This is a genomic window from Halomonas sp. (assembly GCF_052095695.1).
Lineage (GTDB): Bacteria > Pseudomonadota > Gammaproteobacteria > Pseudomonadales > Halomonadaceae > Vreelandella.
Map to the genome: position 1 here is coordinate 1 of NZ_JBQDLQ010000037.1, position 14,146 is coordinate 14,146.

General features: G+C 53.0%; 17 protein-coding genes. 1 reads left to right on the top strand and 16 read right to left on the bottom strand.

What is annotated here, in order from left to right; translation table 11 throughout:
* Window positions 1-424 (top strand): hypothetical protein (locus ACTH5D_RS09255; RefSeq protein WP_441670482.1); only part of this gene is annotated, 424 nt, incomplete at its 5' end.
* Here ACTH5D_RS09255 and ACTH5D_RS09260 read toward each other — a convergent pair.
* The 16 genes from ACTH5D_RS09260 to fadA form a co-directional block, all read right to left on the bottom strand.
* Complete coding sequence (locus tag ACTH5D_RS09260) at window positions 421-1,161, bottom strand: SanA/YdcF family protein (protein ID WP_441670484.1); 741 nt, start codon at window positions 1,159-1,161, stop codon at window positions 421-423. The two genes, ACTH5D_RS09255 and ACTH5D_RS09260, sit on opposite strands and share 4 nt — an antisense overlap.
* An 18-nt stretch (window positions 1,162-1,179) precedes the next feature.
* Window positions 1,180-1,749: a putative Fe-S cluster assembly protein SufT gene (gene sufT, locus ACTH5D_RS09265; RefSeq protein ID WP_441670486.1), complete on the bottom strand. Its 570-nt coding sequence runs from the start codon at window positions 1,747-1,749 to the stop codon at window positions 1,180-1,182.
* A 22-nt stretch (window positions 1,750-1,771) separates the two neighbouring features.
* A complete protein-coding gene (locus ACTH5D_RS09270) occupies window positions 1,772-3,031 on the bottom strand; it encodes a SufS family cysteine desulfurase (protein WP_441670488.1) in 1,260 nt (419 codons plus the stop codon).
* Window positions 3,032-3,083: 52 nt separating this feature from the next.
* On the bottom strand, window positions 3,084-4,424 hold the full coding sequence (gene sufD / locus ACTH5D_RS09275) for a Fe-S cluster assembly protein SufD (RefSeq protein WP_441670490.1): 1,341 nt from the start codon (window positions 4,422-4,424) through the stop codon (window positions 3,084-3,086).
* A complete protein-coding gene (gene sufC / locus ACTH5D_RS09280; protein WP_441670492.1) occupies window positions 4,421-5,170 on the bottom strand; it encodes a Fe-S cluster assembly ATPase SufC in 750 nt (249 codons plus the stop codon). Before sufC ends, sufD begins: the two co-directional genes overlap by 4 nt.
* Window positions 5,171-5,243: 73 nt before the next feature.
* The gene (gene sufB / locus ACTH5D_RS09285; protein ID WP_441670494.1) at window positions 5,244-6,686 is read right to left on the bottom strand and encodes a Fe-S cluster assembly protein SufB; all 1,443 of its coding nucleotides are present in this window, start codon (window positions 6,684-6,686) and stop codon (window positions 5,244-5,246) included.
* Between the two features lie 72 nt (window positions 6,687-6,758).
* The gene (locus tag ACTH5D_RS09290; protein ID WP_441670496.1) at window positions 6,759-7,226 is read right to left on the bottom strand and encodes an SUF system Fe-S cluster assembly regulator; all 468 of its coding nucleotides are present in this window, start codon (window positions 7,224-7,226) and stop codon (window positions 6,759-6,761) included.
* Window positions 7,227-7,559: 333 nt separating this feature from the next.
* Window positions 7,560-7,901, bottom strand: a complete 342-nt coding sequence (locus ACTH5D_RS09295; protein WP_441670498.1) for a zinc ribbon domain-containing protein YjdM — start codon at window positions 7,899-7,901, stop codon at window positions 7,560-7,562.
* A gap of 113 nt (window positions 7,902-8,014) precedes the next feature.
* Window positions 8,015-8,491 carry a YbhB/YbcL family Raf kinase inhibitor-like protein gene (locus ACTH5D_RS09300; RefSeq protein ID WP_441670500.1) on the bottom strand — a complete coding sequence of 159 codons (477 nt, stop codon included), beginning with the start codon at window positions 8,489-8,491 and terminating at the stop codon, window positions 8,015-8,017.
* A gap of 36 nt (window positions 8,492-8,527) precedes the next feature.
* Window positions 8,528-9,094, bottom strand: a complete 567-nt coding sequence (locus ACTH5D_RS09305) for a hypothetical protein (protein WP_441670502.1) — start codon at window positions 9,092-9,094, stop codon at window positions 8,528-8,530.
* 23 nt (window positions 9,095-9,117) lie between these two features.
* Complete coding sequence (locus ACTH5D_RS09310; RefSeq protein ID WP_441670504.1) at window positions 9,118-9,492, bottom strand: thiol-disulfide oxidoreductase DCC family protein; 375 nt, start codon at window positions 9,490-9,492, stop codon at window positions 9,118-9,120.
* A gap of 93 nt (window positions 9,493-9,585) precedes the next feature.
* Window positions 9,586-10,896 carry an arsenic transporter gene (locus ACTH5D_RS09315; RefSeq protein WP_441670506.1) on the bottom strand — a complete coding sequence of 437 codons (1,311 nt, stop codon included), beginning with the start codon at window positions 10,894-10,896 and terminating at the stop codon, window positions 9,586-9,588.
* 13 nt (window positions 10,897-10,909) lie between these two features.
* A complete protein-coding gene (gene arsH, locus ACTH5D_RS09320; RefSeq protein ID WP_441670508.1) occupies window positions 10,910-11,638 on the bottom strand; it encodes an arsenical resistance protein ArsH in 729 nt (242 codons plus the stop codon).
* On the bottom strand, window positions 11,635-12,048 hold the full coding sequence (gene arsC / locus ACTH5D_RS09325; RefSeq protein WP_441670510.1) for an arsenate reductase (glutaredoxin): 414 nt from the start codon (window positions 12,046-12,048) through the stop codon (window positions 11,635-11,637). Before arsC ends, arsH begins: the two co-directional genes overlap by 4 nt.
* A gap of 6 nt (window positions 12,049-12,054) precedes the next feature.
* Window positions 12,055-12,405, bottom strand: a complete 351-nt coding sequence (locus ACTH5D_RS09330; protein ID WP_441670512.1) for an ArsR/SmtB family transcription factor — start codon at window positions 12,403-12,405, stop codon at window positions 12,055-12,057.
* 554 nt (window positions 12,406-12,959) lie between these two features.
* Window positions 12,960-14,138, bottom strand: coding sequence for an acetyl-CoA C-acyltransferase FadA (fadA, locus tag ACTH5D_RS09335; RefSeq protein ID WP_441670514.1), 1,179 nt, complete (start codon window positions 14,136-14,138; stop codon window positions 12,960-12,962).
* Between the last annotated feature and the right edge of the window lie 8 nt (window positions 14,139-14,146).

Genomic DNA, 14,146 nt, shown 5'->3' on the forward strand with positions numbered 1-14,146 from the left:
GGCGATGGACAGCGTATTGGAAGCGCTGGCCGATAGCATTGATTATTTCCAAGATAACATCGAACGCCTGCGCCCATCACTGCGCGACGCTTTAAAGCCGCACTATACTGCGCGATTAAAGCAGATGCGCAAACTGCAGGATCTTGCCCGTGCGCATTTAAAAATGCTGCCGCGTGATGCGGACGTTGAACGCGATGATTTTCTGTGGCTATGGAGCCGTTTGAAAAGCTTTGTTGGCAACGACAGCCAGGTATTGATCAATGAGCTATTAGAGCAAGAGCGAGTACTGATGCAGGCGCTCTCCTCACTCTTTACCCACCCGCTACCCGACCCAATCGAACCCGTAATTGATGAGGCCATGCAAGGGTGTCGTAAACTAATTCGCGAGCTGTATGCGCTGCAAAAGCGGAAAACGCACCGCTAAGGTTGGAGTTGGGGGCGAGGGCTTATTAAGCGCTCGTCTAGCGAGGGCACGATGAGGTCTATTAGCGTCCTTCTTGGCAATTTAATGGGCTCCGGCGATCCCAGAAAATACGGTTGCCTGTTCCAAATATAAAGATCCCCTAGGGTGGCCACTCGCGCCGCCCACTCACGCACTTTCAAACCCCACTCAACCCCCGCCGTTGGATCATCGGCCACACACCCAGCCACATCTATCCCGAGTGCACGACCAATAAACACGGCCCGTGGTAGGTGCCAGCTTTGGGTAATTAATAACGCTTCATCTAATTGAAACACATCGCGTGCGCGCGCCAGCGTGTCATAGGTGCTAAAGCCTGCAAAATCCATGGTCAGCCGTTCAGCCGCGACGCCGCGCCGATGAAGATCGCGCCACATTGCCCGCGGCTCATTATAGGCCTTGGTGCGATTATCACCGGATAGCAGCAAGTGCTCGACCTGAGACTGTTCAACTAACGCGGCTGCGGTGCGCATCCGCGCATGAAAGTGAGGGTTACGCACGCCGCTACGCGTCCAATGAGACGTGCCAAACACAATGCCCACTTTGTCGGCACGGCACTGCAAGGGCTGCTGCTCAATATAAGCGGCGGTGGTGGCGACCACCCATAAATTACCGGCTATAAACAGCAATGCCGCCAGCAGCAAAAGCGCTCCTAGCGACATTAATAAGCGCTTAATTCCTTTCAAAAACGCGTTATACATCCAGCGCCCCAGCCGAAATTAAAACATGCCGAGTTCAAGCTTGGCCTCGTCACTCATCATGTCACGGCTCCAAGGAGGGCTGAAAACAATCTCAGTGTGCACTTTGCTAATCTGCGGTGCGCCAAGAATTTTATTTCTCGCGTCTGCCGCAATCACATCCCCCATACCACAGCCGGGAGCAGTCAACGTCATGCGGATAGTGGCAATGCGTTCGCCACTAATTAGCCGATCAATACGGCACCCATAAACCAGCCCTAAATCAACGATATTAACGGGAATTTCGGGGTCGAAACAGGTGCGCAGCTGAGCCCACACAAACTGCTCGATCTCTTCCTCAGACGCTGTTTCTGGTAGCGTAGGGCGCGCTAATGCCTCAAGACCTAAGGCGTCTAAATTGCGCCCTTCGACCAGATAGAGACGCCCCTCAAAGCCGACGCTCACCGAGCTGCCTTTCGCTTGCATTACGCTCACGATGCTATCTTCGGCCAGCGTTTCCGTTTTACCAAACGGTATGGCAATAGCATCTACATCACGCTGTAGCGGTAACTGTTGGCCTCGTTCGAGACTCGCAACTTGCTCAAGATCCATAACCATCCTTAAAGAACTGGCCTTAACGCACCATACCAATGACACGGTTGAGTGCTTCAATAAAGCGATCCACTTCTTCGAGCGTATTATACGCAGCAAATGATGCACGGCAGGTAGCATCAACGCCAAAATGAGCGAGCAACGGCTGCGCACAGTGATGCCCCGTACGAATAGCGACACCCAGCTGGTCAATCAGCAGGCCAATATCTTGGGAGTGTGCGCCGTCGACTACAAACGAAAGCACGCCGGCTTTTTGAGGCGCGGTGCCTAAAATACGCAGCCCATCGATACCGCTAACTGCTTGCGTAGCGTGATCGAGAAGCCGCCCTTCCCACGCGCCAATGGCCGTGATGCCAACGCTCTCAACCCACTCCAGCGCCGTGCCAAGAGCGATGACTTCGGCAATAGCCGGCGTACCCGCTTCAAATTTATGCGGAATAGCGGCAAAGGTGGTACCCGCATCAAACGAGACGGATTGAATCATCTCACCGCCGCCCTGCCAAGGGGGCATGGCTTCCAGCAGCGCCTGCTTACCATACAATACGCCTACACCAGTTGGCCCATAGACTTTATGGCCCGAAAACGCATAGAAATCGGCATCGATCGCCTGCACATCGACCACTTGATGAGGCGCTGCCTGGGCGCCGTCAATTAAAATGAGCGCGCCATACTGATGCGCTAATGCGGCCATTTCCTGCACGGGATTAATGGTCCCAAACGCATTAGACACGTGATTGACCGCAACAAGCTGGGTGCGCTCATTGATCAGTGTGCGGTAGGCTGCCATATCCAGTGCGCCGTTGGCCTCAACGGGAATGACCTTAATGGTAAAACCAATCTCAGCGGCCAATAGCTGCCAGGGCACAATATTAGAATGATGCTCCAACATGGAGATCAGCACTTCATCGCCAGGGGCAAGGTGCTGACGCCCCCAGCTCTGAACGACTAAATTGATCGCCTCGGTCGTGCCGCGAGTAAAGATTATCTGACGCGCATCTTCAGCGTTAAGAAATCCCTTCACCCGGTGACGAGTGCCTTCAAACGCCGCCGTCGCTTCATCGGCCAGCGTGTGCAACCCGCGGTGAATATTGGCGTTATAGCGTGAGTAGTAATCGCTAAATACGTCAATCACCGACTGAGGCGTCTGACTCGTCGCCGCGTTATCCAGGTAGATCAGCGGCTTGCCATGCACCTCACGCGCCAGGATCGGGAAATCCTGACGCAGTCGCATAACATCAAACGGCGCTTTCACACGCGTAGGCTCAGTAACGGTATGTGGCATCAATCACTCCTGGTATAGCCCTTGAGAGCGGGTGGTTAAGCGAGTGGTTGAGCTAGTCGTTAAGTGCGACGGCTGCTTCAACAAGCCCAGCAAGGTTGAAGCGCTCTGGTAGCTTACCGGCAACGGCTAGTTCAACGCGCTCTGCAATCGCATCCAAGGTAACTTTGTCCAGCACTTCACCAGCAAACGCGAGTGTTAGCAGCCCACGCGCCGTGGCTTCATCAATACCACGCGTGCGCAGTGCGTAAATAGCATCTTCATCCAACTGGCCCGTGGTTGTGCCGTGAGAGCACTTAACGTCGTCAGCGTAGATCTCCAGTTCAGGCTTGGCATCAATATGAGCACGATCAGATAACAGCAGGTTTTTATTGCTCTGAAAGCCTTCAATTTTTTGGCTATCGCGCTTCACATACACTTTGCCGTTAAACACGCCATGAGCGCGGTCGTCCAAAATACCCTTGTAGTTCTCATTAGAGAACGTTAGCGGCGCATTGTGGTTAACCTTGGTGTGGTTATCGACGTGCTGACGGCCCTGTCCAAAGAACAAGCCATAGAAATTGGTTTCTGCCCCTTCACCATTCAAATCACTGATGAGGTCGTTACGCACCAGCGCACCGCCTAGGCTCAGGTTGTAAGAGCTATAGCGCGTATCGCGCGCCTGCTCGACGTGAATGCTCGCCACGTGCAGGTCACCCAGTGGCGCTTCTTGCAGCTTGTAATGCGCCAGTATCGCGCCCCGATCAAGCATGAGCTCGGCCACCACGTTCGTGAAGTTAGCCGCGTCACTTTCACCTGCATAGTGCTCAATCAACGTCGCCTCGCTACGCGCACCGGCTGTAACCAGCACACGAGGATGACTCATCACAGGCTTACCCGCACGAGACAGGAACTGCAGAATAATCGGTTTCTCAACGGTCGTACCCGGCGCAATACGTACCACAGCGCCCTCTTCCATGAATGCTGTGTTCAGCGCAGCAAAGGGAGAAAAATCTACGCCGGTAAGACGGCCAAGCGGGCCACCTACCGCTTCGTGATTTTCCTCTAGCGCCTTGGAAAGCGGTAGCACTTGAACGCTTGAGGGCAGCGATTCAACATCCGACAGCGCTGATGAAAAAACACCATCAACGAAGGTCAATCGGTAAGCATCAATCGGTAGTGTCAGCGCAGCGGCAGTAGCCTGGGAGAACTCAGCATTATCGGCAAGCGAAAAGCTGCCCTGTGCAATTGAGCGCACATCCGTATACTTCCATTCCTCGTCACGGCGAGTAGGAAAGCCGAGCGCTTCAAAACGCGCAGCGCCGGCCTGACGACGGGCGGCAATCCACGTCGGCTCCGCCTTATAGCGAGAGCTACGCGCCTTCAGCGTATCTAAAAAGTTTTGCGTATCGCTCATGCCACAGACTCCTCGATACCTTCATAGCCGTTGCTCTCAAGCTGCTTGGCAAGCTCAGCGTCGCCGGTTTTCACGATACGACCATCGACCAAGACGTGAACTTTGTCTGGCACGATATAATCCAGCAGGCGCTGATAATGCGTGACCAGCAAAATGGCGCGATCATCAGCACGCAGGCTATTGACGCCGTCGGCGACGACCTTCATCGCATCGATATCCAGACCTGAATCTATTTCATCCAGCATGGCAAGCTTGGGCTGAAGCACCAGCATTTGCAGGATCTCGTTACGCTTTTTCTCGCCGCCCGAAAAGCCTTCATTAACAGCGCGCTGCAGGAAGCTTGCATCCATTTTCATAAAGCCTAGCTTCTCTTTCACCAGCTTCATGAACTCAGGTGCCGGCATTTCACCTTCACCGCGCGCGACGCGCTGGGCATTCAGGGCAGACTTCAGCAGGTAGATATTTTTAACCCCTGGAATCTCAACCGGATATTGGAAACCCAGCAGCAAGCCGGCTTGGGCACGCTCCTCAATTTCCATTTCCAGCACATCTTTGCCTTCAAAGGTAATCGTACCCTGAGTAACTTCGTAGCCGTCTTTACCGGCGATTACCGCCGATAGTGTCGATTTACCCGCGCCGTTCGGCCCCATGATAGCGTGTACTTCACCCGCATTAATGGTCAGGGTAAGGCCTTTAAGAATTTCTTTGTCTTCGACGGTGACGTGTAAATCTTTCACTTGCAACATATTGATTACCTTTTGATTCTAGCGAGCCGCCGCGGCGACACTGGTAAATTAAATAGGATGAACAGCGAACTGCTTAGCCAACCGCGCCTTCAAGGGTCACGCTGAGCAGCGCTTCGGCTTCTACAGCGAACTCCATGGGCAGCTCTTGGAAAACGTCTTTACAGAAACCATTGACGATCATGCTCACCGCGTCTTCTTCTGAAATACCGCGGCTCTTGCAGTAAAACAGCTGATCTTCACCAATTTTCGATGTGGTCGCTTCGTGCTCAATGGTCGCCGTGCTGTTGCCAATTTCCTGGTAAGGAAAAGTGTGTGCCCCGCACTTATCACCGATCAGCAAAGAATCACACTGGGTAAAGTTACGCGCGCCTTTGGCACGCGGCCCAATTTTAACCAGACCACGATAGGATTGGTTGCTCTTACCCGCAGAAATGCCTTTAGCGACGATATAAGAACGGCTGCCTTCGCCAATGTGAACCATCTTGGTCCCGGTATCTGCCTGCTGGCGGCCATTAGTCACCGCCACGGAGTAAAATTCGCCGATACTGTCTTTGCCGCGCAGCATACAGGACGGGTATTTCCAGGTAATCGCTGAGCCGGTCTCGACTTGCGTCCAGCTAATCCGTGAACGATCACCACGGCAATCGCCACGCTTAGTGACAAAGTTATAAATACCGCCTACGCCATTTTCATCGCCGGGATACCAGTTCTGCACGGTGGAATATTTGATATAAGCATCATCCAGCGCAACAAGCTCTACGACTGCCGCGTGAAGTTGGTTTTCATCGCGCATCGGCGCGGTGCAGCCTTCTAAATACGAAACTTGAGCGCGGCTTTCACAAATAATTAGGGTACGTTCAAACTGGCCGGTGTTAGCCGCGTTAATACGGAAGTAGGTAGACAGCTCCATCGGGCAGGTGACGCCTTCAGGAACAAACACAAAGGAGCCATCGGTAAACACCGCCGAGTTCAGCGCCGCAAAATAGTTGTCCGCCACGGGAACAACCGTGCCCAAATACTGCTTGATGAGCTCTGGGTAGTCGCGGATAGCCTCCGAAATCGAGCAGAAAATAACGCCCGCTTCGCCAAGCTCTTTCTTAAACGTTGTGGTGACAGAAACAGAGTCAAACACCGCGTCTACCGCAACGCCAGCAAGGGCCGCGCGCTCATGCAGCGGAATACCCAGCTTTTCGTAGGTTTCGAGCAGCTTGGGATCTACCTCATCCAGACTCTGAGGGCCATCTTCGGGCCGTTTTGGTGCACTGAAATAGGAGATTGCCTGGTAATCAATCGGCGGATAATCGAGATGAGCCCAGGAAGGAGCTTTCATCTTCCACCACTGACGATAGGCATCAAGACGCCACTCCAGCATCCATTCCGGCTCACCCTTTTTCTTCGAAATAAAGGCGATGGTATTTTCATCAAGGCCAGGTGGCAGGGTGTCGCTCTCGATATCCGTTACAAAACCATCTTTGTATTCGCGACGAACCAACTGTTCCATTTCTTCGCTTGCCATGGTGATACCCTCCGGGCAGTTGGGTGGCGAGGTCGGCTCGCCGTCAAAATGAGTAAGGCCTGTTGTACGTCGTTAGGAAACCGACGCTGTCGACAGGCTGATCGTTTGAATAGGCAGTTGCACCGGCAGTTTGATCGGCGCAGTATCCGCCAGATGCGCGAGCGTTACGCTTTCTAGCAACGTGCGCATTGCCAGTGAAACTCGCTGCCAGTTGTCTGCCACACCGCAAGTAGCCACAAGTTCGCAATCGCCTTCTGCCTGACTGCATTCGGTCATGGCGACAGGGCCTTCAATGGCCGCGATAATGTCAGCGGCGGTAATCTGCGACGCCGGTCGCGCTAGGCGATAGCCGCCTTGCGATCCTCGCTGGGAAACCAGCAAGCCAGCGCGCACAAGCATTTTGAGCGTTTTGCTCACAGTCGGGTGTGGCAACTGCACGGCATCCGCTAACTCTGCCGCTGCATGCGATGCCTGAGAGTGACGGGCAATTTGCGCCATCACCACAGCGGCATAGTCTGTCAGCCGAGAAAGCTTGAGCATGTCACTCCCCTTCATATACTTAAAACGCAGTAGATCAAATGAACGCCACATCAATTGAGGACCATTTTAGTCCTGTATAAATTTGATGTGAAGCCCTTGAGCAAAATGGTTAGCAATTTGCGCGAAATATAAGCACGTTCGGCGCTGATAGCATCAAAAACAACAATCATTATCATTTAAAAAAGCTATTAGTGTATTTTGCTCTCACCCGAGGCGTTGCATATAACCAACGGACAGCAATGCCGCGTATGGCTACTCAGGTAGCTCGGGAGTAAAAAAATAGCCCTTGAAATCAAGGGCTATTTTTTTACATAACGCTTGGAGATCGTGAACTTAGGCTTTTTTAACAAACTCAGATTTCAACTTCATCGGGCCGATGCCCTCAATTTTACAATCGATATCATGATCCCCTTCTACCAGGCGGATGCTTTTGACTTTGGTGCCTACCTTAACGACCAGTGAGCTGCCTTTTACCTTTAAATCCTTAATGACCGTTACGCTATCGCCATCGGCCAACGAATTGCCATTCGCATCACGCACGCCGGATGCGTCATCAGCGCCCTCTTCTTCTGCTACCTTTGACCACTCGTGACCGCACTCGGGGCACACGTATTGAAGCCCATCATCGTAGCTAAATTCAGAGGCACAGGCAGGACAGTTAGGAAGATCACTCATCAGACGACTCCATTACTTAACAAACACGAGAACGCGTACAAGCACTCGTATATAAGGGTTCAGAAAGCGATGGAGCCTACACGGGTTACATAAAATGTCCAGCCGCTAGCGAATCAACCGCGCTGGTAAGTACCTACCAAGCGATTCATGCCCAGCAGATGCGGCTCTATCTCGTTGAGCAACTCAGCCTGGGTCAGTCCTGCTGGAAGCGACGTTTGATGATCTAACGCTAGCACCCAGAAATAGTAGAGATGCTTGCCATGCCCTTCTGGCGGCATCGGTCCACAGTAGCCGTTATTACCGCGATCATTCACGCCTGCGGTGCCCACAGACGTGTTCTCAGTTAATGCTTGAATATCGCCAGGCAAGTTATAGAGCACCCAGTGAATAAAGCCGTAACTGCCCTCTTTAACCAAAGGAGCATCCGGATCGTGGCATATCACTGCAAATCCTTTGGTTCCTTCAGGTGGATCTTGCCAGGCTAGCGCAGGAGAAATATCTTCACCTTCACCGGAGTGTCTGGAAGGAACCGCTTGGTGATTAGCAAAAGCTGCGCTAGTAACCTGCATGGTGGAAAGTGCAAAGGCCATCGTTCTCTCCTGGACTATCTTAATAATGGTGGCGCGTTAGCGATCAAGCTGCATCGAGTGACGTTGCCACCACTGCTGGGCGATAGCAACGTTGTCAGCGTTATAGGCCGGGTCTAACACCACTTCCAGCTGAATATATTCACCACTGGTTCGGACCATAAGCTGCGGATCCTGCGTAGCGAGTTGCAGAGCATAAAGTGCCAGCGCCAGCTCATATTGGTCGGCAGTATTCAAACGAGTAAACAGCAAAGGAATCGCGGGAAGGCCTATTTCGCCCAAACGCTCGGCGGCAATATAAAAAGGCCGCCGGTTATCATAGCCACCGTAGCTGGTCACAAAGCGCCTATCCGCTAAACGGCTAACGTAATAGGACGCCTCCTCTTCTGGGCTAATAAACAGAGGTGGCACCCAGTCACTTGCCATCCCGGTAACGGGCATCGCATTCATGCCCGTCTCACTCAGCATGGGCTGCGGGGCCGTTACCGGCGCCTCACTATCAGGCTGAGTAGGCGAAGGCGCAGGACGTTGCCCACCGGCACAGCCTGCTAACAACAGGCTCCCCCCAATCCCTACCGCCCACATCCATAGCGAACTTCGCTGCATTGCCAGGCATCCTATGCTAGTGCTTAAGTGGGCCAGCGGCCCTGTTTTTGTAGGCGGCGTTTTACCCACCTATCGTAAAGGGCACGAACGCCCGGCTTTATTCCTGGCAGGCCAAGAATCCAGGCGACAGGCACCAGTAATGAAATACGCCTCATTAGTACACGATAGGCATCAATGCCTTCTATCAGCTCGCCCTGCGCCGTTTCGATATGCAGCGAGCGCAGCGCCATGGCAGGATCAGCGCCCTTATCTCGTAGCGTCTGCTCATTCTCGCTGACATCAAGCCAGCCGATGTCATCCGCCTCGTGCCCTAGCCAACGCTCATAGCGAAGACGCTCTTTACGGCAAAGCGGGCACTGCGCGTCGTAAAAAATGTTGATAGATGTCTTACTAGGCATGATCAGCCCTCTGCATTAAGACACTCGCCATGTTAAAACATTTAAGTAGTGTCTTCACTCTAGCAGTCTCACCATAGTGGCCACTATAGCGACTTAAGCGGCGGGCAACATGGGCAGCCACAAAGCCAGGGCGATCAAGGTCGCCAGTAGTACTGGCGGCGTAATCAATAAGCCAATTTTCATGTACTGGCCCCAGCCAATTTTATATCCCTTACCCGCTAGCACATGTAGCCATAGCAGGGTCGCGAGACTACCAATAGGGGTGAATTTTGGCCCCAGATCATTACCAATGACGTTAGCGTAGATCATTAACTCCCGAGTTCCCGCTGGCAATTGCGCCTGTTCAATAGCCAGCGCGCCCACTAGTGTCGAGGGCATATTGTTCATTACCGAGGCCACAATGGCGGAAAGGAAGCCGGTGCCTAACGTGGCGATAAAGTCGCCCTGTTGCGCCAGCCATTCAAGCGCCAAAACGCCATAATTCGTCAGCCCTGCACTACCTAGCCCGTAGACAACGAGATACATCCCAATTGAGAACAGTACTATCTGCCAAGGGGCGCCACGTAGCGCTCCCGTTACGGAAACGACGGCACCTCGGCCTGCTTGCCACCAACGCCCCGCAATAGCCATCAACAAAACAGCACCTGCTCCCGTCACAAACGCGATTGGGATCCCTAACGGGGCAGTCACAAAATAGGCAATAAGCAGCACCGCTAGCAATGGGAATGCTACGCGAAATACGAGGAGATCTTTGATGGCAGAAACCGGCGCGTCAAGATTTTCGACACTATAGCGTACAGGAATACGGCGACCAAATACGATCCAGAGAACGATCAGCGTTGCCGCCAGCGCCACTAGGTTGACCGGTACCATGACCGCAGCATAACGATCAAAGCCGATATCAAAGTAGTTGGCACTGACAATATTCACAAGATTGGAGATCACCAGCGGCAGGCTTGTGGTATCGGCGACAAACCCCGTTGCGATAATGAAAGCGAATGCCGCAGGCGGCTCAAAATTAAGGCGTAACAAGATAGCGATCACAATGGGAGTTAGCAGTAAGGCCGCGCCATCGTTAGCGAAGAATGCTGCAATGATGGCGCCTAATATAACGACCAACGGGAAGAGAAGATGTCCTCGCCCATTGCCCCAGCGCGCAACATGTAACGCCGCCCAGGCAAAAAATCCTGCCTCGTCTAGAAGCAGCGAAATGATGATTAATGCCACAAAGGTGAAGGTAGCATCCCAGACAATCCCCCACACTACCGCGACATCCCCTAGCTGCACGACGCCCATTAACAGCGCCACTAAAGCACCGCCCAGCGCGCTCCAACCAATACCTAAACCTTTAGGTTGCCAGATCACTAAAACCAGAGTGACAACAAAAATGGCTAGTGCCAACATGAAATGACCTTCGTCAGTGAGTGTTTTGATTAATGCGGCGAGAGAGTTCTTCAGCACTCTCAACGCGCTCAGAATAGCGATCAGAAAGATAGGCGGACCGGTCTCGCGTCAGCCAGGTAAACTTTACAAGCTCTTCACACACATCAACGATACGCATATAAAGTGGTGACGGTTTCATTCGCCCGGCGTCATCAAACTCGGTGAATGCCTTGGGTATAGACGATTGATTAGGGATGGTGATCATACGCATCCAACGCCCAAGAATTCGCATTTGATTGACTGCGTTGACGCTTTGACTGCCGCCAGACACTTCCATCACCGCCAGTGTTTTTCCCTGAGTAGGTCGAACACTGCCGAGCGATAGAGGTATCCAGTCAATTTGCGTTTTCATAATGCCCGTCATCGCACCGTGCCGCTCGGGGCTAACCCACAGCATACCCTCGGACCATTGGGCAAGATCGCGTAGCTCTTGCACTTTGGGATGGTCGGCCTCTGAGTCATCCGGTAGCGGTAAACCCGACGGATTAAACGTGCGCACGTCACAGCCGTACCAGCGCAACAACCGCATTGCCTCTTCGGACGCCAGGCGTGAAAAAGAGCGCTCGCGCAGGGAGCCGTAAAGCACCAGAATTTTGGGCGGATGACGTTTTGTATCAGGCCCTGCCAACAAATCGACATCAATCGGCTGCAGCTTTCGAGGGTCAATGTTGGGCAGGTTATCGAAACTGGCATGCTCGCTCATTGGTGATGGCCCTTGAGGTGCACGATATCTCCATCCTCTTTGGTAAACGTCGTGACTGGATTAGCCAATAATTCAAGCACAAGCTCTGAAGGACGGCACAGGCGAGTACCCTTTTCGGTTATCACAATCGGGCGATTGATCAGGATTGGATGCGCGATCATGGCGTCTATCAGTTGATCATTACTTAACGCGGGATCATCAAGGTTAAGCTCATCATAGGAAGACTCCTTACGACGCAGCAACTCTCGCGGGGCAACCGCCATCATTGAAATCAGCTCGACTAGCCGCTCACGGCTAGGCGGTGTCTTGAGATACTCGACCACCTTGGGCGCCTCGCCTGAAGCTTCGAGCATTGCTAGCGTATTACGGGAAGTTCCGCACGCGGGGTTGTGGTAAATCGTCGTTTTCAACGCCTTTCACTCCTGACTTTCATTGGTGGAACATTCACTGAATGTCGCCCAAAAAGGCTCACACACGTCTGGATGGCCTGCACAGCAATCATGGATCAGAAAGTTAAGCGTTTGCTGCATGTGCCCCAGACTAGCGCGGTAAATAATTGAGCGCCCCTGCCTACGCGATACAACCCAACCCGCCCGCGAGAGTACCGAAAGATGTGCCGACATCGTGTTATGTGGCACAGATAACTGACGGGCAATGTCACCCGCGGGAAGGCCTTCGGGTTCATGACGTACAAGTAGCCTAAACACCTCAAGGCGCGTACCTTGAGACAGCGCTGCGAAGCTATCGGTAACATTTTTAATTTCCATATGTCCAGAATAATGGACATATTTAAATATAGCAATTTTTCCTTTGCGTATTTTCCAGATCTGGCCACTCCAAAAAATTGAATAACCCCGCCTAGCCTGCCTTACTGTCAGTAAGCATTTCGTGCCCATCGCGAGATAGAGCGACCGTCCAACCCTCTACTCGCATAGCCGCTATTATCCAATGCATGCATTCTAGGTAGCCATTTTACTTAACCGACATTTTCAGCTTACGCGGCAAAAATGCGTGGCTGGATGTCGACACCACGGCCGTTTCGCCAGGCAGCGTAGATACGGCTGAAGTCGCGGCTGGCACGGCGATTGCGGTGGTAGAAGCCGTGAGTCCAGAGCCGTGCTGGCTGTGTTAGCAGGCAACACCGTCCCGGTGCCCGACACCTGCGGGATAGCTGAAGTTGAAGCGGCAGCTAACTTGCATCGCACGGCCTTTCAAGCCGAATGAAAATTCGTTTAAATAACGACACTTAAAAATAAAAAACGGCACCTGATACGGTGCCGCTTGGTTTTAAGCTAACAACGCTTTGATAAAAACTTAGCCTTTATTTAAGCCGTTCAAACACGGTGGCTACGCCCTGCCCCATGCCAATACACATAGTTGCCAAGCCCAGGGTCGTATCGCGCTGCTGCATAACATTGAGCAGCGTAGTGCAAATGCGTGAACCTGAGCAGCCCAGCGGGTGCCCTAGCGCAATAGCGCCACCGTTGAGGTTGACCTTATCGTCTAGCGCATCTAGGAAACCTAAATCTTTCAGTACCGGGATGCCTTGAGCAGCGAACGCCTCGTTAAGCTCAACGGTCTCAATATCCGCGGACGACAGACCCGCGGCTTTAAGCGCCTTCTTGGATGCAGGCACCGGGCCATAGCCCATAATTGATGCATCGCAACCTGCCACACCGGTTGAGAGCACACGTGCGATAGGCGTTAAACCAAGCGCCTGGGCACGCTCATAGCTCATGACTGCCATCGCTGAAGCGCCGACCGACAACGCCGATGAGGTGCCCGCCGTGACGGTGCCGTTACGCGGATCGAACACAGGCTTCAGATTCGCCATAGACTCGAGGGTGGAGTCGCCACGAATAACTTCGTCGCGCTTCACCATTACTTTAAAGCCGCGCTGGTCGTGGCCTTCTACGCCGATAATCTCATTATCAAAATAGCCCTTTTCCATCGCCGCCTGGGCGCGCTGATGAGAGCGAACGCCAAATTTATCCTGCTCTTCACGCGAAACGCCGTGCATTTTGCCCAGCAGTTCGGCGGTTAACCCCATCATCATGGCCGCTTTGGCCGCGTACTTACTGGCCGCCGGGTTCACGTCAACGCCGTGTGCCATGGGCACATGCTCCATGTGTTCAACGCCGCCGATGATAAAGAAATCACCCATGCCCGCTTTAATATTCGCAGCGACAATGTGTAGAGCCGTCATGGAAGAACCACACAAACGGTTCACCGTTTGCGCGGGGACCGAGCGGGGTATGCCGGTCATGATCGCTGCGTTGCGGGCAATGTTCATGGACTGCTCAAGCGTTTGGTTCACGCAGCCCCAAATCACATCGTCTACTTCTGATGGATCTAGATTGGGGTTACGGGTAAACAGCGCCTGCATCGCCGCTGCGGATAGATTCTCAGCGCGAACGTTGCGAAAAGCACCATGCTTGGCTTTTGCCATGGCGGTACGGACACCGTCAACCACCACAATATCTCTCGGACTCAAACTCATCTTTTATC